This window comes from Pelagibacterium sp. (genome assembly GCF_965249125.1).
Lineage (GTDB): Bacteria > Pseudomonadota > Alphaproteobacteria > Rhizobiales > Devosiaceae > Pelagibacterium.
The window spans coordinates 1,984,573-2,004,145 of record NZ_OZ252217.1 but is presented as its reverse complement, the minus strand read 5'-3'; the positions used below and the strand labels follow the sequence as shown (position 1 = coordinate 2,004,145).

Genomic DNA, 19,573 nt, shown 5'->3' with positions numbered 1-19,573 from the left:
GGAGGCGGGGCGAGATAGGGGAGAGTGCTGACTTTGCTGCGGTGATTGTGGGGGCGTGATTGAGATGGAAGCCGGCAATGACATTGGGGGAGGCGAAGCACCTCACCATCGCTGTCCCGGACCGGATCCGGGACCCAGCAGCCTTGCCTAGCCACCGGTGGCTTTGAGGCGCCCATGGACTCCGGCTGGAGTTTATCCCGGCGAAAGCCGGGTCCGGAGCAGCGAAGAGGGCGTCGGGGGGGCAGCCCAGGGTTTCATCTGACGAGGCTTTATGTCCGGCGCAGCAGGTAGATGTCCATGATCCAGCCATGCCGGGCGCGGGCGGCGTCCCGTGCCACAGAAATCTGGTCGCGGACATTGGCAAGGGGGCCTTCGATCAGAATCTGATCGTCCATCCCGGCATAGGCCGCCCAATAGATGTGGAGGCCAGTGGGGTCGATGCCGGCATAGGTTTTCCTGCCGTCGAGCATGACAACGACCGTATCGGCGCCCTCGGGCCAGCCTGCCGCGAGCTTGCGGCCCGTCGTGATGGTCACCGGGTTGCCGATGGTGTTGAGCGGGATGGCGAAGGCGGCGGTCAGCGCGGCAATCGCGGTGATGCCGGGGATGACGTCGATGGTGAAGGCGAGATCGGATTTTGCCTTGACCGATTCAAGGATGCGCAGCGTGCTGTCGTACAGGCCGGGGTCGCCCCAGACCAGAAGGGCTCCAGTGGCGTCCTGCGGAGCTTGGGCAAACATCTCGATATAGCTTTGGGCGATCAGATCGTGCCAGTCGAGCACGCGTTGGGTGTAATCGCCGATGGCCTCGTTGCGCGCCGAAATGGGGTATTCGACAAGCTGGTATGGTCGCGAGATGTAGCGCTCGCAGATTGTCATGCGGATGGCGGCCAGCGTCGATTTATCCTCGCCCTTGGTGGGAATGAAGATGACATCGGCCCGGTTGAGCGCTGCGATGGCCTGCATGCTCAGATGCTCGGGATTGCCGGTGCCGATGCCGATGACGAGGAGGTTTTTCATTGCTGCCTTAGAGCATGGGATTGCGTCGCCGCAAAGATGCCGAAAATTTTCCAGGCGGGGTCTTGTGTCCCGAACCACCAATCGTTAGATGGGGGTCTCTTCCGCGTTTCATCCGGCGCGGATTTTTTTATGGAGCGTTCCCAGAAAAAGTGGTTCCACTTTTTCGGTTCGGGAGCGCGACAAACAGAAAACGGCCCGTCGCCCATCCCCGCATTTGGGGACCAAGGAGGTTCGAACGCAAGAATTGACGCTACAGACACCTTATTATCTGCTCGACAAATCGGTACTTCTCCGAAATCTGGAAAAAATATCGTATTTGCGTCAGGCTTCCGGCGTCAAATGCGTGCTTGCGCTCAAGGCTTTCGCGACATGGTCGGTGTTCGACATCATGGCCGAGCACATGGATGGCACGACCTCCTCATCTCTCAATGAAGTCAAGCTCGGGGCCGAAAAATTCGGCGGCGAGACCCATGCCTATTCGGTGGCCTGGGCCGATCATGAGATCGATGAGGCCATCGCAAACTGCGACAAGATCATCTTCAACTCGGTCAACCAGCTCGAGCGCTATGCCGATAAGGCAAAGGCGCAGGGCAAGGCGATCGGGCTGCGGCTCAATCCGGGCGTGTCCCATTCCCACTTCATTCTCGCCGATCCGGCGCGGCCGTTTTCGCGGCTGGGCGAGTGGGACATGGAGCGGGTCAAGCCCGTGCTCGACACCATCTCGGGTGTGATGTTCCACTTCAACTGCGAGAACGACGAGTACGACAGCCTCGATATGCTGCTCAAGACCATCGAGGAACGCTACGGGGAAATTCTGCATGGTCTGGAATGGGTTAGCCTTGGCGGCGGAATCCGTTTCACAAACCCCGATTATCCGATCGACGCGCTGGCCGCGCGGCTGCGGGAAATGAGCGAACGCTATGGGATTCAGCTCTATCTCGAGCCGGGCGAGGCCTCGGTCACCGGATCGACCACCCTGGAAGTTTCCGTGCTGGACGTCGTCTATAACGGCAAGCACGTCGCTATCGTTGACTCATCGACCGAAGCGCATATGCTCGATCTGCTGACCTATAGCGAATACACGAATGTAGCGCCCAACGCTGGGCCTTACGCGTATATTGTCTGCGGCAAAACTTGCCTTGCCGGAGACATTTTTGGAGAGTTCCAGTTCGAGACCGAACTCAAGGCCGGGGACCGTATCTCGTTTCTCGATGCCGGCGGCTACACCATGGTCAAGAAGAACTGGTTCAACGGGGTCCAGATGCCGTCTATCGCGGTACGTCACCTGGACGGGCAAGTGGAACTCGTCAAAGAGTTCACGTTTGAGGACTACGCGCAGAGCCTGTCGTAACCTGGGGTGAGATCCCGATTTCGAACAGCGTGCGTAGCTTGGTTCAACCTCTGAAAAGGTGTTTCGTGAAAATTGAAAAAGAACGTGCTGATTATCGGTGCTGGAGGTGTGGCGAAGGTCGTCGCCCATAAGGCTGCAATGGCAAACGACGTGCTGGGCGATATCCATATCGCATCGCGCACGCTGGACAAATGCCAGGCCATCGTTTCGAGCGTGCTCGAAAAGAAGTCCCTCAAAAAGCCCGGTGTTATCGAGGCCCATCGGCTCGATGCCCTCGATATCGAAGCGACCAAGGCGCTGATCGCCAAAACCCGGTCGCAGATCGTCATCAATGTCGGCTCCGCCTTCATCAATATGAGCGTGCTCGAAGCGTGCATCCAGACGGGTGCGGCCTATATCGACACGGCCATCCATGAAGAGCCCGAAAAGATTTGTGAGACGCCGCCCTGGTATTCCAATTACGAATGGAAGCGGCGTGAACGGTGCGAAAAGGCCGGCGCCACCGCCATCCTTGGCGCGGGGTTCGATCCCGGTGTCGTCAACGCCTATGCGGCGCTGGCGGTGGACGAGTATTTCGACACTGTCGAGTCCATTGACATCATCGATATCAATGCCGGGTCGCACGGCAAATATTTCGCCACCAATTTCGACCCGGAAATCAACTTCCGCGAATTTACCGGCGTGGTCTATTCCTGGCAGGACAGCCAGTGGCAGACCAACAAGATGTTCGAGGTCTCGCGCACCGACGATCTTCCCGTGGTGGGAGAGCGTACGTCCTATCTGTCGGGGCACGACGAACTGCATTCGCTATCGCGCAATCTCGACGTTCCCGATATCCGCTTCTGGATGGGTTTCGGCGAGCACTACATCAATGTCTTCACGGTCCTCAAAAGCCTGGGCCTGCTCTCCGAGCAGCCGGTGACGACGGCCGAAGGGCTCGAAGTGGTACCGCTCAAGGTCGTCAAGGCCGTGCTGCCCGATCCCTCTTCGCTGGCGCCCGAATATGAGGGCAAGACCTGCATCGGCGATCTGGTGAAAGGCAAGAAAGACGGCGAGGACCGTGAGGTCTTCATCTACAATGTCGCCGACCACAAGGAAGCCTTCAACGAAGTGGGCAGCCAGGGCATTTCCTATACCGCCGGCGTCCCGCCTGTCGCCGCGGCGATCCTTGTCGCCAAGGGCACATGGGATTGCCACAAGATGGTCAATGTCGAGGAACTGCCCCCGCAGCCCTTCCTGGGCCTGCTCAACACAATGGGGCTCCAGACCTCGATCCGCGACGAGAATGGCGAACGCGACCTCTCGTTCGAGGGCTGGACGCCGCCCGCAGCGGCCATTGCCGGCAAGGTTGCCAGCAAGCGCTGATATCGCCACACTATGATCCTAAAGGGCTCGCTATTGCGGGCCCTTTTTAGTTTGCAGGGATCAGAGCGCTCTTTCGTCTCCTTAAGGAAAGAGCGGGCCGCTCGATCAGCGTCCATGACAGCAAGCCCATGGCGATAGTGATCGCCGCGGCCACCAGAGCCAGCGCCATGGCGTCGAACGCGTCATGGGCAAAGCGCCCGATCAGCATCTGCTGGATGGGCCAGGCATAGAGATAGATGCCGTATGAAATGTCTGTCCTGACCGACCAGCGGGTCAGGGCGCCAAAAGAAATGCCGCCCAGGCAAAGTGCCAGATAACCGACCGAGACGACGGAGGCCAGTGCGCCCAGCGGGGTAAAGAGCAGCGGCAGGGCCAACGCAAGTCCGGCCAGCGCGCCGCGCAGATCGAGACGGATGGCGTAGCGGTTGACAAAAGCCAGATGGCCCAGCGCAAAGCAGAAGCCGAAGCGCAACAGGCTGCCCACCGGATTGCCCTCGAGCGCCTGGGTAAATGTAGTGATCGTCAGGACCATACCCAGTGTGCCGGTGACGATGACGGCCCAATGTCGGCGGGGCCATAGTCCCGTGGCGGCAAAACCGGTAAATCCGATATAGGCGAGCAATTCGTATTTGACGGTCCAGAGCGGCGTGTTGATGTTGAACGGCTCCACACCGAAGGCAAAGACGCCGGGAAGCGCCGCTGTGTTGAACAGCAGCGGTACGGAGAAGGGATACGCGAGCGTTTCGGGCGCCGCAAAATAATCGCCGAGCGGCAGCGTGGTGTTGAGCGGTCCAATGACCCACGCAGTCACCATGGCCGCAACGATCAGGCCCGGAAAGATGCGTATGGCCCGAGCCCATGCAAAGCGCACCGGATCGCGATTGAGCGCGTAGGACCGCGACAACATCAGCCCCGACAGGCAGAAGAACACGTTCACGGCGATCTGGCCCAGATTGTAGGTCGCGCCATCGAACGGTTCGAGATGCTCGCCGAACGGCAGCAGCAAAAAGCTGTGCGAGATGAACACGGCGGCGGCGGCGAACAAGCGCACGGCATTGAAGCTGTTCTGCTGGCTTTCGAGCAGTTCGCCGAGTGACCGATTGGGCATGGGGGGTATCGCCGCTTGTGAATGGTTGGCGGGCAAAATACGCCTATTGTCGGGGCACCAGGCATTACGGATGCGAATATGGTAAAAAATTGCAGCAGAGGATGAGCCCATGAATGAAATGGTGACCAGCCCGCCGCCCCGCTCGGGCATCGTGCAGTCGATCGATCGCGCCATGGCCATCCTCGAAGTTTTGGGCGAGGACGAAGAAGGCTACCGCCTGACCGATCTTGCGCGGCGCACCGGCCTTTCGGTTTCCACAGTCCACCGCCTGCTGACAACGCTCGAACAGAGGCGCTTCGTGCAGTTCGACCGCTCCGATGGGATGTGGCATGTCGGGCGCGGCGCGTTCACGGTCGGATCGGCCTTTGTGCGCCAGCGCAATTTCGTAGCGCCCGCTCTGCCGCTGCTGCGCCGTCTGCGCGACCAGACGCGTGAAACGGTTAATCTCGGCATCGTCGATGATGGGGAGGTCGTGGTGCTGACCCAGGTTGAAAGCCGTGAAATCATGCGCGCGATTACCCGAGTCGGGGGCAGGGCCCCGGTGGCCAACTCGGGCATGGGCAAGGCGATCCTTGCCAGCTATCCCGACGCCGATATCGATGCGGCAATTGCCCGGCACGGGCTGCGCAAGGTGACGGAAAAGTCGATAACCAAAGCGGGCGCGCTCCGCTCCGACATCGCCGCCATCCGCGCGCGCGGCTATGCGCTCGACGATGAGGAGTTCGTTACCGGGCTCAGATGCGCCGCCGCCGTGGTTTACAACGCCCAGGCCGAAGCGCTGTGCGCGATCTCGATTTCAGGGCTCACGGTACGGGTCAGTGACGAACGACTGCATGTGCTCGGGCGCCTGATTGCCGAAGCCGCCAAGGAGTTGACGACAATTCTGGGCGGCCAGTTGCCGGCAAGATAGGGGTGGCGCCCGCCAGAGGCGCCACCCTTTTTATCAATCGCCCATCACGACGCCTTCGCGGCGCTTGTCAGCCGCGCCGATCAGGCCCTCGTCGGTCAGCCTTATGACGTGCAGGCCGGAGTTGAGGTTCGTGACGTTGACTTCGTGGCCGAGCGCTTCAAGCCCGGCGGCCAGTTCGGCAGAGCCTTCACCCTCTTCGATATTGGTGCCGCCATTGAAATTGGTCACATGCGGCAGGTCGATGGCCTCTTGTGGATCCATGCCCCAGTCGAGCATGGAGACCAGCGAAAGCGCGGTATAGTGGATGATCGCCGCGCCGCCGGGACTGCCGGTCAAAAGCACCGGAGCATCGTTCTCAAAGACAATGGTCGGAGCCATTGATGAGCGCGGACGCTTGCCGGGTTCGACCCGGTTGGCGATCGGGGCACCGTCGGATTCCGGCGCGAACGAGAAGTCGGTCAGCTCGTTGTTGAGCAGATAGCCGCGGGTCATCACCCGGCTGCCAAAGCCGCTCTCGATCGTCGTTGTCGCCGAAATCGCATTGCCATCGGCATCGACGATGACGAAATGCGACGTGCCGGCCCGCGGGCGCTCGATATCCGAGGCCAGCAGCGCTTGCTCCCATCCCGGCGGGACGCCGGGAGAGGCGCTGCCCATGGAGGCTTCCGGGTCGATCATCGCACTGCGTTCGGCCAGATAGGCGTCGTCAAGATAGCCTTCGGGAATATCGACGAAGTCGCTGTCGCCCAGATAGCGCCCACGGTCGGCAAAAGCCAGCCGCGAGGCTTCGGCAAACAGGTGGCGGAATTCGACGCCGTCTTCCATGGCCGGGATGTCGAAGGGCTCGAGCATGCCCATGATCTGGCCAACGGTCAGCGCGCCCGAGGACGGCGGGCCCATGCCGCACACGTCATATCCGCGATAGTCCATGCACACCGGATCGCGCAACACCACCTCATAAGCCTCGAAATCCTCCATGGTGAGGATGCCGGGATTGATGTTGGTGTTGAGCGCCGCGACGATATCCTCGGCGATCTCACCGGTGTAGAAGGGAGCAGCACCTTCGGCGGCATAGAGCTTGAGGGTATCGGCATAGTCCTGGTTGGTCAGGGTCGAGCCTTCGGTAATCGGCTCGCCACCGGGAAGGAAGTATTCGGCGGTTTCCACGAAGGTATCGAGCCCGGTGGCGCCGGCCACCGAGTCCGCCATGCGCTGGGTCACCGTGAAGCCAGCTTCGGCGGTGTCGATAGCGGGCTGGAGCAGTTCGGCCCACTCCATCGTGCCGTGATCGGAATGCAACCGTTCGAGCAGCATCGGCGTGCCCGGAACGCCCGCCGAGCGCCCGCCGATCACTGCGTCCATGAACGCCATTGGCTCGCCATTCTCGTCCAGCCAGTAATCGCCATCGGCGGCCAGCGGCGCTTTTTCGCGCGCATCATAGGTCGCCAGTTCACCGGTTGCCGCGTCCCAGTACAACAGAAACGCACCGCCACCCAGCCCCGAGCTTTGCGGTTCGACCAGCCCCAGCATGGTCTGGACGGCAACCGCCGCATCGGCGGCGGAACCACCGGCGGCCAAAACGTCGTAACCGGCCTGCGTGGCCAGCGGGTGCGCAGATGCGACCATGAAATCCTGGGCGATCACGGATTCGTTATCGGCTATGGCTGTCGTATCTTCAGGTTGGGGTGCGTCCTGTGCCCATACGGGTACTGATGAAAGGAGAGCGGCGGTGAGCAAGGCTCCGCCGTGACGTAGAAACTGCATGATATGCCTCATCCTTTGGTTTGGGTCGCTTCACCTCCCCCAATACGGCGGCGCGGCCCTTCTTTTGCAACATGGCCGATCCGAAGGTCGGCCCGTCCAGTGAAAGCCGATACGAGGGCGAGGGCAAGCGTTATTCACCTGTCATGCGGAGAGGGAATGAGTGGGTTGTAAACCGATGACTTGACTTTCTATTTCAACAGGCAGATTCAACACGGCCCAATTTTGCGCGCGCGCTGGAGCGGCGGGCCCGCCAGATCAAGAGATATCCAATGTCACCGACCGATGTGAACGGCGCTTCCGCGCCCCAAACGCCCTTGGGCGAACCCGACAATTCGGCCCGTAACAGGCTGGTCATTGGCCTGCTGCTGGTTTCGGCTTTCGTGGTGATTCTCAACGAAACCATCATGAGCGTTGCCATTCCACACCTGATGGCGGACCTCGACATCAGCGCCAGCGCGGCGCAATGGCTGACCTCGGCCTTCATGCTGACCATGGCTGTGGTCATTCCGATAACCGGCTATCTGCTGCAAAGGCTCAACACGCGGCCGGTCTTTATCCTGGCCATGTCCGCATTCAGCGCCGGAACGCTGCTTTCGGGCATAGCGCCCGGCTTTGAAGTGCTGCTCGTCGGGCGGATCATCCAGGCCTGCGGCACGGCCATCATGATGCCGTTGCTCATGACCACCATCATGAACTTGGTGCCACCCGAATCCCGTGGGCGAACCATGGGCAATATTTCCATCGTCATTTCGGTGGCGCCTGCCCTGGGACCGACCATAGGCGGGTTCATTCTCGAACACCTCGAATGGCGCTGGATGTTCTATCTTGTGCTGCCCATCGCCCTTGCTGCCCTGGCTTTGGGGGCCGCAAAGATCCAGAACGTGACAACCCCCTCCAAGGCCCCGCTCGACGTCGTCTCGGTCATACTCTCGGCGCTGGGGTTCGGTGGGCTGGTTTATGGCTTGAGCAGCCTGGGCGGTGACGCCTCCCATGGCGGCGGGGCCACGATCTTTCCTGCGTGGGTGCCGGTGGTGGTCGGGGTGATCGGGCTCGGCGTGTTCATCACGCGCCAGTTCGCGCTCCAGAAGCGCGACGCGGCGCTGCTCGACCTGCGAACCTTCGGAACGCCTGTGTTCACCGTCAGCGTCGTCATGATGGCGATTTCGATGATGGCCATGTTCGGTTCGCTCATTCTGCTGCCGATCTACATGCAGAATGTGCTGGGGCTCGATGCCTCCCAGACCGGGCTGACCCTGCTGCCGGGCGGTTTGGTCATGGGCCTGATGGCCCCCTTTGTCGGACGCCTCTTCGACAGGTTCGGTCCCACGGTACTGATCGTTCCGGGAACCGTGCTTGTGAGCGGTGTTCTCTGGGGAATGACGACGCTGAATCAGTTCACGTCGATCTATTTCATCCTCGGGCTTCATATCACGCTCAGCCTCGGACTTGCGTTGATGTTTACCCCGCTGTTCACCTCGAGCCTGGGCTCGCTGCCGCGTCATCTCTATTCGCACGGCAGCGCGGTGATCGGCACCATCCAGCAGGTCGCCGGCGCCGCGGGCATAGCCCTTTTCGTCTCGCTGATGACCTTGCGCACTGCTGATCTTGTCGCCGACGGTGTCGAGGCAGTACCCGCCATGTCGCAGGGCATCCAGCTGGCGTTCCTGTGCGGGGCGATCATTTCGATGTTTGCCATCGTTGCGGCGTTCTTCATCCGCAAGCCGCCAGCACAGCCCATGGGCGCCGAACCGGTGCCCGGGCACTAACCAGACGAAAGCAAACGGTTGAAATAAGGCGCTGCCCTCCGGGGTGGCGCCTTTTTTCTGGCGGACTTTGGCCGATTTGAATGGCTACAAGAACGTACCGTTCACAAAATCCCAACTTGAGTTAAATCGTGTACGGGGTATCTACAGAGGTGGTTTTCGTAATAGTGCGTACATTGGCGCCATGCCAATAGTCTTGGGGGACAGCCGAAACCGTCAGACGAATTTTCAGTTCGCCGAGCCTTAGGTTCTGCGAAGGAAGGCCTTTTCTATGTCTAAAACGGTTCTTGTCCTCGGTGGCGACGGCTTTTGTGGCTGGCCGACTTCCCTTCATCTTTCCGCCCTTGGACACGAAGTGGTCATCGTCGACAATTTTGTTCGGCGCCGTATTGCCGAACAACTCGAAGCGCCCAGCCTTACGCCCATTGCCAGCATCGACGAGCGGCTCAACACCTGGAAAGACGTCAGCGGGCACGATATCGACATCGTCGAACTCGACATCGCACAAGATTATCCCGAGCTTCGGCGTCTGCTGGCATCGGTTCGGCCCGACGCAATCGTGCATTTCGCTGAACAGCGCGCGGCGCCCTATTCAATGCGCGACGCCGCGCACAAGGCCTATACTGTCGACAACAACATAAACGGCACACACAACGTTCTGGCTGCCATAGCCGAACTCGGTCTTGACGCCCACCTGATCCATCTCGGGACGATGGGCGTTTATGGCTACGTGGGCGACGGGCGGGAAATTCCCGAAGGCTATCTCGACGTTACCGTCGACGGCCCCGATGGTGCTCGCCATTCGCGCAGAATCCTCTATCCCACCAAGCCTGGCAGCATTTATCACCTGACCAAGTCCATGGATCAGTTGATGTTCCAGTTCTATGCTGGCAATGACCGGCTGCCGATCACCGATCTGCACCAGGGCATCGTATGGGGCACCCAAACCGAGGAAACCCGGCTCGAACCCGCGCTCATCAACCGCTTCGACTATGATGGCGACTACGGCACGGTTCTCAACCGCTTCCTGATGCAGGCGGCCGCCGGACGTCCGTTGACCGTCCATGGGACGGGCGGACAGACCCGTGCCTTCATCAACATTCAGGACACTGTGCGCTGCATCGCCCTGGCGCTCGACAATCCGCCCGCCGCCGGCGATCCGGTCCGCATCATCAATCAGGTCGCTGAGACCCGTCGTGTGCGGGATTTGGCCGAACTGGTCTCAGAACTCACCGGCGCCGAGATTGAATATGTCGACAATCCGCGCAGCGAGGCTGCCGAGAACGACCTCACGGTTTCCAACGCGACTCTTACCGGCCTCGGACTTGAACCGATCCTGCTGCGCGATGAGTTGCTGACCGAAACCGTAGACATCGCCCTTCGCTTCATTGACAGGGCCAATCTCGATACAATTCCGGCAACCGCCCTTTGGTCTGGCCAGGCGGAGCGTGAAGTGCCGCAGCTTCAAGCGCCACGATTCGCCCTTCGATGAAAGACTTTCTGCGGCTGCTGTTTATTGCAGTGCTGAGCTTTGTGATTGTCGGCGTCGCGGTTGCCTATACGCGCGATAGCGACGTTCTGGCCCGGCTGACCTCTGCGGTGGACACGTCGGCGCTGCCGGGGCTGACCTTCCCGGTTGCTGCGCCAGAGAAGGCCGACGACGTACGAGATACCCAGATCTGGATTTCGCGGCCCCGTACCGATCAATGGATCGGGCTCGCCGGATTTCCCGATACCACCGAAATACGCTTTCCCCTGCCGTCGGGGATCAATTTCACCGCTGGCACCCTCAAGCTTGCGCTCGATGCACAACTTGGATCGGATGGGGATGGGCGCGTAACGATCAGCGTTGATGGCGTGCGTCGGGGCGAGGTTGTGCTCGATCCGGGCCAGACCCGCCACGAAGTCGAGATCGCATTGGGCCCGGATCAATTGCTGTCCAACGCCGTGGTCGTGACGCTGGATGGACGGGGCACGACGAGCGGCGGCCATGTATGCCCGGCCGACACCGCAAATTCAGGTGCGGCGGTTACCCTGAACGCCGACAGCGGGTTGGCCCTGTTCACCGACGATTCCATCGATACCCGCGCCGTGAGGATTGCCACGATGGCGGACCCGGCGACTCTGGCATTGGGGAGCGATGCCGAGGCGCAGGCTCTCGCGATCTGGGCGCGGCAGGGCCTTGCCCGCAAGGGCATGGACGTTCGGTTTGCCGCCGAGGATGCCGTTCCCGATATCGTTATGGCGCAGAGCGCGGGTTCTGCCCTGACCCTTGATCCCGAAGGCCGCATTGCCGTTTCGGGTGAGCCGGGTATCGAAGCCTTGCTGGCAGCCCGCATGTCGGCCGCCTTCATGCCCACCCCGGATGCCTGGCCGGTGACGGTGGACCAACTTTCCGCTGAAACTCTCCTCAAGAACTTCCGTGGATCGCGACGCTGGACAATTCCCTACGCGCTGGCCGATCTCCCCGGCGGTCTGATGCCACGGCGCTTTGCCATCGATCTCAAGACTTCGACACTGGCGCCCGGCAATGACTGGGTTGTGCGCGTTTCGCTCAACGGAAATCTGCTCAGGACCGAGCGTTTCGATGGGCAGGGCGATGCCATTTCGCTCGATGTCACATTGCCCTCCGAAATCCAGGCGCTGTCCAACGCCATTCTTGTCGAACTGATCGATACCAGCCCCAATGACTCCATCTGCCGGGTCGGTCCCGACGCGCAGGCGCAGCTTTTGCCGACCTCGCGGTTGACCCCGCAGGGTGTCCAGCCTTCTGCCGGGTGGCCGCAGATGATGCGCGCGCTGGCTGCAGAGCCGACCATCGGGCTCACGGTTGCAACGGCCCTGTCGCCGGCTGAAGCCCGGACGACCGCTGCGTTGCTGGGAAGTTTTCTGCCTGTGCAAAGCGGTGTGGTGTTCGGCGCTGAGGCAGATACGGCGGCAACGAGGGTTGAGGTGACCACGGCAGGTGGCTTTAGATCCGCGCTGCGTCTGGCGGGTGAAATCGGGGACGGTGCGCAGTCGATTTGGCTCGTGGTTCCCAATGGGGATAAGGATGCGAGACTGATCGCGGTTTCCGACCCGCATACTGCTGCGCTGATCGAGCATTTGGATGACAACGCAGCGGTCATGCTGATCGACCGCTGACCATGCTGCAACGCGCTTCAGGGGGCCACGACTACTGGTCGGTGGACAGTGCGCCGGCAAAGCTGACGCGACCGCTTTCGATCTGGGCGGCGCCATCCTTGCTTCTGATCTTTACGGCGGTGGCCGCCGCACTGCTCGCCGTCATCAGCGCCGAGCCGTTCGCCGCCATATTTCCCAATGGTGATGTTGTGTTCTCTCCCTATTTGGGCGTCCATTCCATCCCGCTGCGCATTTTCATAGTTTCGTTCATCGTCGCCTTTTCGGCAGTAGTGGGCGCCAGGGCGCCCCAGCGGCTGCGCTTTTTCCTCGAAGTCACGCTCTATTACATCGTCGTGTGCGCCGCGTTCGATCTCATCAATATAGCGGCCTACCGGCTGACCGGATTTGTTTATTCGATCCATGTGGTTGAAATCCTTTCCGGGCTGTTTGGCTTTTATATCTTCTCGATCCGCCTGCTGGACCAGGGAACGATGCCTCTCCGCGCCCCATTCGCGCCGTTTAGCGCGCGACTTAAGGCGGCGTCTTTCGTTCTGATCGCGTTGGCCGTAATCGCCGCCATCGCCGTGTCTGTGTGGATCGATAGGCTAGACCTGCCGCTGGTCGATGACCTGCGGTCGGTCGCCTTGCTTGGCGGGACAGGACCGGGAGTGTTTCTGTTTCTGCCGGTGCTGTTCTTCCTGCTCTATGTGCTCGGGACGCTTCGCGCCTTTCTGCGGCGCAAGCCCGAATATTGCCCGCCGGTGACCGTCATCATTCCGGCCCATAACGAAACCCACATCCTGCCACGCACGCTGGCCGCACTCGAGAAAGCGGCCGCGCAATATGGTGGCGACGTGCACGTGCTGGTGCTCGACAATTGCTCGACCGACGGCACCGCCCAGACAGCGGTGCGGTCCTTCGCGGAGATGGCGCAGCTATGCGGACAGGTGGTCGATGTGCCGGTGCCGGGCAAATCGAATGCGCTCAATGCGGGCATCGCCCTGACCAAGACCGAAATCGTCATTCGCATCGATGCCGATACCCAGGTTTCCTCGGCCTCGATCCGCCGGGCGGTGCGCCATTTCTGGCGCGGGGACGTCGGAGTGGTCGGCGGATTGCCGATTGCCCCGGGCACGGGGAAATTTGACAGGGCGCGTAATCTCGAAACCCTGCTCAAGCACGGCTATTACCAGGTGGCCTATGGTGCGCTTGACGCCATTGTCGGCGTGCCCGGAATGCTCGCCGTCTATCGCACACAGGCGGTGCGTGACGCCGGGGGCTTTACGGGCGGCATGAACGGGGAAGACACCGACATGTCGCTGCGCATCGGTGAGATGGGATTTCGCATCGTCGGCGATCCGACCGTCACTTATGTCTCCGAGGTGCCCGCAAGCTGGAAGCATCTACGCGAACAGCGCATGCGCTGGTTCCGCTCGGTCTATCACGTCTCTGCGCGCAATCGCGACTATCTCGACGGCTGGACGCCATCGGTGCGCGGCAAGATCATTCTGCCGTTCATGCTGCTCAATTCGGGACGCCGGGCCATGACGGTCCCGCTGGTGATCTTTGGCATGTTCTATTACTTCGTGGGCTTTAACCCGCTGAGCCCTCTAACGCTGCAGGCGGTTATCGCCGTAACCATGGGCGCGCCGGCTCTGATGGCGGCCTTTGCGGCGCTGGCTAATGGACGGGCAGGGGCCCTGATCGGGATCCCGGAATACCTAGTGTTCAGGCTGGTGCGATCATACCTGACCCTCGAATCCGTATTGTCGATCGCTTTCGGCGAGACAAAGGCGCGGGAGGTGCCGCTTCGGCTACCGCCGACCGATGTAACACAAGATAAAATGCAACCGACTTCCTAAAACGCCCGTTGGTTCACAAGGTCCATAGTGACCCCGCTTCATCCCGTCGGGTGAAGCTGGAGAACCTGCGCCATGCGCTACCCTCTTTGGGCGTTTCTGTTCGTCTTCGTGCTGCCGCCCTTCGCGCTGCACGCGGCGCTTGTCGGCAAGGCAGGGTTTGATGCCAGACCGGCGCCGGTTGAGCGGATTGAAGCCGCTAGGCTGCCGGAAACCAATACCATCCCCGTCTCACGGCACGCATTCTAGTTACCATCCTCAGATGAACTGGTTCTCGCCTACCAGCCCAGGCTCTGGCGGGTTTCCTCGCGCCAGAGGTTCCAGGCCCTCATGCCTGCCGTCTGGTTCGGACCGTCCGCGAGGGCGCCTTCGTCGGGCGAGAGGGCCGCAATCGTGCCGCCCTGGGCAAGGCCATGCGCGGCGGTCTGGATGCGCGCGTTGACTTCGGTATAGACGGCGCGGAACACGGCGACCTCCAGGGTCGGACCACAGGCGACCGACCCGTGCGCGCGTTCGCTCATGCCGACACGACAGGACCTCAAGGATTCCGCGGTTCCCGTTCTCAGGGGCACGGCGGTGGGCAGCATTGCCGGCCCGCTGCCGGGGGCAGGGCTGGCATTGGCCGCCTTTTTTGCCTACGCGCTCGAAAAGCGCTTCTCTTCCAACCCCGAAAAATTCGGCACCGGCGTGGTGGAGGGCATCGCTGCTCCTGAAGCGGCAAACAACGCAGCGGCCCAGACTGCCTTTATTCCCACATTCGCGCTGGGTATTCCCGGCACCACCACCATGGCCATCATGCTCGGCGCGCTGATGATGCACGGCATCGTTCCCGGCCCGCAATTCGTGCGCGAGAACTTCGACATGTTCTGGGCGATCGTTGCGAGCTTCTGGATCGGCAACGTAATCTTGCTGATGCTCAATATCCCGTTCATCGGGCTTTGGGTCAGTCTGCTCAAAATCCCCTATGTGCTGCTCTATCCGGCAGTCGTCTGCCTGATCTGCATCGGCGTTTATTCGATCCAGTATTCGATGTTCGATGTTCTTCTGCTGCTCGGCTTCGGGCTGCTCGGATACGCGCTTCGGGTGTTTCGCTTCGAGGCGGCCCCTCTTCTTATGGGGTTCGTGCTTGGACCGCTGCTTGAAGAAAACTTCCGGCGTGCCATGCTGCTCGCTCGGGGCGACTTCCCGACGTTGTTTTCAGGTACGATCAACACCGTGATGCTATCGCTCGCCGGAGTGGCCTTCGCCTGGGCAATCTGGGCTCGCCTGCGCGTGCGCTGGGCCAAAAAAACCGCATCATCGATAGTGGCGGACGAAGCCTGAGCCGGGAGCCAAAAGGCGCTCATGAAAGCCAGACGGCGGTCTGTACGAGAACTCTCAACCACGGCTGGGAGATCACCGCCGGCAAGACCAGGAACGTGACGGGGAACGCTGCGATCATGGTTAGTTCCTTTACTTGTTCGCCGGCTCTAAATGGGCGAGCGCCAAGGCGCTAAGAATTCACAGGTAGACCGGCGTGGCTGTGCCAGGGAACTTCGCTCCGGCCGAAACGCTGCCCATTGGAAAATATCCTCGGTTAAATGGCCAGCGTGCGCAATGTTGGGGCAATGTGGCCCGGTTAGGGTCTCCTTATCGCGATCTTGTTTGTTCGCGGTTCAAATTGAACGGAGATCCAAAAATGTTCAAAAAAACCACTCTTGCTGTTGCCCTTTCGCTTTTCGCTATCCCCGCCTTTGCCCAGACCACGGTCGGCGGCGTACAGGTGTCGGCAGAGGGCCTGCCGTATGTTGCAAGCTATTGCCAAGATCTCGATTCGATGGGCGCATCGGACCGGTTCGACTATAAGCCGAGCCATGCCGACTCGGTCGCTTCGGGCATCTCGCTCAAGACGGTCAAGCTCAGCGATTGTCAGCGCGCCGGGTTGATCTAAACTTTTTGCATGACGATTCCCTTGTCGGCCGGGTTCCTTGAACCCGGCCTTTTTCATGTCCCGGGCGATGCGAGGGGCAGGGCGATGGTGAAGGCAGCACCGCCCTGTGCCGATTGGCCGACCCGGACCGTGCCCTTATGGCGCAGGACGATTTCCTGAACGAGGTTGAGGCCCAGGCCGGCGCCGCGCGTGCTTGGCTTGACGCGGTAGAAGGGTTCAAAAATCTTTGCGCGCTGGGCGGGGTCGATGCCGGGTCCACTGTCGCCGACGGTCAGGCTGCCATCACTTGAAACCGAGACGTTGATTCTTGCGGACTGGCCGGCGTGAGAGATGGCGTTCTGGATCAGATTGGTTACCGCGCGGGTCAGGGCGACACGGTCGCCGTTGACATTGACCGTATCGGCATCACTCTCGAAGGCGATTTCATCGTCGGAGGCGATGACGAGCGGAGCCATTTCCGCAGCCGCATCGGCGCCCAGTCTCACCAGATCGAGAGTCTCGAAGCGCGAATAGCCGACATCGATCCGTTGCAGGTCGAGGAGCTGATCGGCGAGGTTGGAAAGCCGCGCCACGTCGAGCATCAACTGGGTGCGCTCGGGACTGGGATCGAGCAGTTCGACGCGGGTTTGCAGGATCGCAATGGGTGTGCGCAATTCATGGGCGGCGTCGGCCATGAAGCGGTGACGCCTCTCGATACCTTCGTCGATCCGGCCCAGGGCATCGTTGAACGCTGTGACCAACGGCTGCATTTCGAGCGGAACATCGTCGGCGGTCAGCCGCATGCCCGGCTGGTTGATGTCGATATGGGCCGCTTCGCGCGCGACTTCATCCAATCCTCGCAGGGCGCGCCGAAGGGTGAACGGAATGGCGACGATCAAAACGAGCGACAAGGCGGCGGAGAAAATCACGAAATATTTGTTGGCGAACAAAAGTCCGACCGATAGCCAGTCGAACCGCGGCCCGCCGCCCGTCGCAATGTGTACCCGTCCCGCTTCGGACCCGGCTTGCCGGACGATGAGAGCGGCGACTTCAGGAAAGTCTTCGCTCCCGAAATCCCCGAACGAGATATAGCCCAGATATTCAAGGGCGGGCGCAAACGCCTCGGGAATCGGGCCGTCGCTGACGACCTGGCCCCTGTCGGTGCGGGCATAATACCAAAATCCGGGGAATTTCGAACTGATCTTGCTCAGCGTTTCGTCATCTGGGTCGATGGCCATGCTGCCGTCCTCGAACGTGATCGCATCGGCGATGACGGGAATAATGCGATCGTCCAGACCCGCACCGGACGCAAACCGTGAGATGGGGACCGAGGCAATCAGCGCAAAGGCAATGAGCGCGAGAATCTGGAACAGGACCAGCTTGCGCGTCAGCTTGGACCGCAGAGAATTCCAGCGTCCCAGGATCATTGTATTTCCCGCAAGAGATAGCCGATCCCCCGGATGGCGTGGATCTCGACATGAGCGGCGGCGAGCTTGCGGCGCAGGCGCGAAAGGTGAGCGTCGAGCGCGTTCGATGCGATGTCGTCGTCAAAGCCGTAAACCGCCTGTTCGAGCGTGTCGCGCGAGACAGTGCGGCCGGCCCGCTTGATGAGCGCCTCCAGGGCGAGGAGTTCGCGACGCGGGAGATCGATGGGTTCACCATTGATGCGCACGGCACTGTGTTCGGGTTCGAAGTCCAGCGTGCCGATAGTCAGGGTTTCAGACTGCATCTGGGCGGGGCGGCGCAGGATGGCACGCAAACGGGCCATCAGCTCGTCCACTGAAAAGGGCTTGGCGAGATAGTCGTCGGCACCTTCGTCGAGCCCCGTGACACGGTTGTCGAGCGAACCCAGGGCCGAAAGAACGATGATGGGCATTGCAGGGTTCTGCCGGCGCAGTTCGGGAATGAGCGAGAGCCCCTCGCCATCGGGGAGCTTCCGGTCGAGCAGGACTGCGTCGTGTGTGTGGCTCAGGCACGCCTCGCGCGCGATCTCGAGGCTGGCTGCGTGATCGACGACAATGGAGTGACGCGCCAGGGCGGACCGTAAAAGATTGGCCATCTCGTCTTCGTCTTCAACCAGTAGAATTCGCATGCTGAGGGTCCTTACCTATGCCGTAGTGGCAGGGCTGGGTTGCGCCAACATTGCGTGTTTGGGGTCGAGGTTGCAATGTTGCTGCAATCCAACTCGCCGATTGATGCCACCACATTTACTCGCGCCAGTGTTGGATCATGAACGAATACACTCAATCGGCCTCTCATATTTCCGCCAGTGCCACCCGTCGCCGTTGGGCCGGTGCAGCACTCGTCTTGGCGCTTGTTGCCGGTGGCGGTTTCGTCCTGAGTGGCGCATTCGATGCGTCCCAGGCCCAGGACATGACATCGGAACCGGTGACAGCCGAGCCGCCCATCATGCAGTTGCACGACAGCGAAGTGTACGAAATTGCGCCCCGAGACCTGTTGGCGGCGATCGCGTTCACGGGTTCGGTGCAACCGGGCCGGACCGCTGATATTTCAGCGCAGGTGGCCGGAATCGCCAACCAGGTCCACGTTCAGGCGGGCGACACAGTGTCGGAAGGCGACGTGCTGGTCGAAATCGACGCGACCGATCTCAACCTGCAATTGCGCCAGCAGCAGAGCACGCTCAGTTCGACTGAAATCCAACTCAACGCGGCGCGGCAAACGCTCGAACGGGTCCGCTCGCTTGCCGAGCGCGGGTCGACGCCGCAGGCGACGCTTGATAGCGCCATTGCCGATGTCGATGGGCTCGAAGCCAGCCTGGCATCGCTGCAGTCACAGGTTGAACAGGTGCAGACCAATATCGAGCGGACGACTATTCGCGCCCCGTTTTCCGGGACTGTCTCGAACCGAATGGTCGAGCCGGGGCAGGTGGTGAGCCAGGGCGCGGCGATCGTCTCTCTGGTCGATCTGAGCCGCCTGACTATCGACGCCATGGTTCCGCTCGCGCAGTCGGCGGCGATAGCGGTAGGTCAGACGGCCAGTGTCGAGGTGCAGGGTCTGGATGGTTTGGTGTTCGAGGCAGCAGTGGAAAGGATCAATCCCGTGGCCGAAGAGGGCACGCGGTCGGTTGTGGTGCATCTCGGACTCGATAACGTCGATGCAAGGCTGCGCGGCGGCATGTTCGCTACGGGCCGGATCGTGACCGAGGTTTCCGGCGATACCATCGCCGTGCCGCGGGATGCCGTATTGGACGGCGATGGGGAACGCTATGTGCTCGCCGTGGTCGATGGAGAAATCATCCGCCGGGTCGTCAGCGTCGAAAAGGTCTGGGACCGGCTGGGCCTGGTCGAGATCGCCGACGGGGTGGCCGCCGGTGACGTCATCGTGGCCTTGCCGCTGTCGGGGCTCGAAGCGGGCCAGAGTGTTGTCGTGGGAGCGCTCTGA

17 protein-coding genes are annotated in these 19,573 nt (G+C 61.1%); 11 read left to right on the top strand and 6 right to left on the bottom strand.

The features are described from left to right. Positions 1–269: 269 nt before the first annotated feature. Positions 270–1,019, bottom strand: a complete 750-nt coding sequence (gene cobF, locus ACP148_RS09855; protein WP_421950731.1) for a precorrin-6A synthase (deacetylating) — start codon at positions 1,017–1,019, stop codon at positions 270–272. Between the two features lie 88 nt (positions 1,020–1,107). Between cobF and ACP148_RS09850 the strand changes: the two genes are divergently transcribed. Together ACP148_RS09850 and ACP148_RS09845 are read left to right on the top strand one after the other, a co-directional pair. After that, entirely contained in the window at positions 1,108–2,370 is a 1,263-nt protein-coding gene (locus ACP148_RS09850) for a carboxynorspermidine decarboxylase (RefSeq protein WP_421950730.1), read from the top strand. A gap of 72 nt (positions 2,371–2,442) precedes the next feature. After that, complete coding sequence (locus ACP148_RS09845; RefSeq protein ID WP_425033461.1) at positions 2,443–3,735, top strand: saccharopine dehydrogenase NADP-binding domain-containing protein; 1,293 nt, start codon at positions 2,443–2,445, stop codon at positions 3,733–3,735. A gap of 46 nt (positions 3,736–3,781) precedes the next feature. On the opposite strand, the gene ACP148_RS09840 is transcribed toward ACP148_RS09845, so the two are convergent. Beyond that, positions 3,782–4,843 (bottom strand): acyltransferase family protein, encoded by a 1,062-nt coding sequence (locus tag ACP148_RS09840; RefSeq protein ID WP_421950729.1) that lies wholly within the window; start codon positions 4,841–4,843, stop codon positions 3,782–3,784. A 109-nt stretch (positions 4,844–4,952) separates the two neighbouring features. Between ACP148_RS09840 and ACP148_RS09835 the strand changes: the two genes are divergently transcribed. After that, positions 4,953–5,753, top strand: coding sequence for an IclR family transcriptional regulator (locus ACP148_RS09835; protein WP_425033459.1), 801 nt, complete (start codon positions 4,953–4,955; stop codon positions 5,751–5,753). A 33-nt stretch (positions 5,754–5,786) separates the two neighbouring features. On the opposite strand, the gene ggt is transcribed toward ACP148_RS09835, so the two are convergent. Continuing rightward, positions 5,787–7,517, bottom strand: coding sequence for a gamma-glutamyltransferase (gene ggt / locus ACP148_RS09830; RefSeq protein ID WP_421950727.1), 1,731 nt, complete (start codon positions 7,515–7,517; stop codon positions 5,787–5,789). Between the two features lie 269 nt (positions 7,518–7,786). On the opposite strand from ggt, the gene ACP148_RS09825 reads away from it, so the two are divergent. The 5 genes from ACP148_RS09825 to ACP148_RS09805 all read left to right on the top strand — a co-directional run bounded on the left by ACP148_RS09825 (position 7,787) and on the right by ACP148_RS09805 (position 14,511). Then, the gene (locus ACP148_RS09825) at positions 7,787–9,283 is read left to right on the top strand and encodes an MDR family MFS transporter (RefSeq protein WP_421950726.1); all 1,497 of its coding nucleotides are present in this window, start codon (positions 7,787–7,789) and stop codon (positions 9,281–9,283) included. Positions 9,284–9,551: 268 nt separating this feature from the next. After that, a complete protein-coding gene (locus ACP148_RS09820) occupies positions 9,552–10,772 on the top strand; it encodes an NAD-dependent epimerase/dehydratase family protein (RefSeq protein WP_421950725.1) in 1,221 nt (406 codons plus the stop codon). Beyond that, positions 10,769–12,424: a hypothetical protein gene (locus ACP148_RS09815; RefSeq protein WP_421950724.1), complete on the top strand. Its 1,656-nt coding sequence runs from the start codon at positions 10,769–10,771 to the stop codon at positions 12,422–12,424. Before ACP148_RS09820 ends, ACP148_RS09815 begins: the two co-directional genes overlap by 4 nt. Positions 12,425–12,426: 2 nt before the next feature. Continuing rightward, positions 12,427–14,265 carry a glycosyltransferase gene (locus ACP148_RS09810; RefSeq protein ID WP_421950723.1) on the top strand — a complete coding sequence of 613 codons (1,839 nt, stop codon included), beginning with the start codon at positions 12,427–12,429 and terminating at the stop codon, positions 14,263–14,265. 72 nt (positions 14,266–14,337) lie between these two features. Further along, positions 14,338–14,511, top strand: a complete 174-nt coding sequence (locus tag ACP148_RS09805; RefSeq protein ID WP_421950722.1) for a hypothetical protein — start codon at positions 14,338–14,340, stop codon at positions 14,509–14,511. 29 nt (positions 14,512–14,540) lie between these two features. Here the strand turns inward: ACP148_RS09805 and ACP148_RS09800 are convergent, their stop codons facing one another. Beyond that, positions 14,541–14,783: a hypothetical protein gene (locus ACP148_RS09800; RefSeq protein WP_421950721.1), complete on the bottom strand. Its 243-nt coding sequence runs from the start codon at positions 14,781–14,783 to the stop codon at positions 14,541–14,543. Here ACP148_RS09800 and ACP148_RS09795 point away from each other — a divergent pair. Beyond that, positions 14,782–15,585, top strand: a complete 804-nt coding sequence (locus ACP148_RS09795; protein ID WP_421950720.1) for a tripartite tricarboxylate transporter permease — start codon at positions 14,782–14,784, stop codon at positions 15,583–15,585. The two genes, ACP148_RS09800 and ACP148_RS09795, sit on opposite strands and share 2 nt — an antisense overlap. A 355-nt stretch (positions 15,586–15,940) precedes the next feature. After that, positions 15,941–16,192 carry a hypothetical protein gene (locus tag ACP148_RS09790; RefSeq protein ID WP_421950719.1) on the top strand — a complete coding sequence of 84 codons (252 nt, stop codon included), beginning with the start codon at positions 15,941–15,943 and terminating at the stop codon, positions 16,190–16,192. A 53-nt stretch (positions 16,193–16,245) separates the two neighbouring features. Here ACP148_RS09790 and ACP148_RS09785 read toward each other — a convergent pair whose 3' ends face one another. Both ACP148_RS09785 and ACP148_RS09780 read right to left on the bottom strand, forming a co-directional pair. Beyond that, positions 16,246–17,598: a sensor histidine kinase gene (locus ACP148_RS09785; RefSeq protein WP_421950718.1), complete on the bottom strand. Its 1,353-nt coding sequence runs from the start codon at positions 17,596–17,598 to the stop codon at positions 16,246–16,248. Beyond that, positions 17,595–18,263 (bottom strand): response regulator transcription factor, encoded by a 669-nt coding sequence (locus ACP148_RS09780; protein WP_421950717.1) that lies wholly within the window; start codon positions 18,261–18,263, stop codon positions 17,595–17,597. The genes ACP148_RS09785 and ACP148_RS09780 overlap by 4 nt, the downstream gene beginning before the upstream one ends. Positions 18,264–18,400: 137 nt before the next feature. On the opposite strand from ACP148_RS09780, the gene ACP148_RS09775 reads away from it, so the two are divergent. Continuing rightward, positions 18,401–19,573, top strand: coding sequence for an efflux RND transporter periplasmic adaptor subunit (locus ACP148_RS09775; RefSeq protein WP_421950716.1), 1,173 nt, complete (start codon positions 18,401–18,403; stop codon positions 19,571–19,573).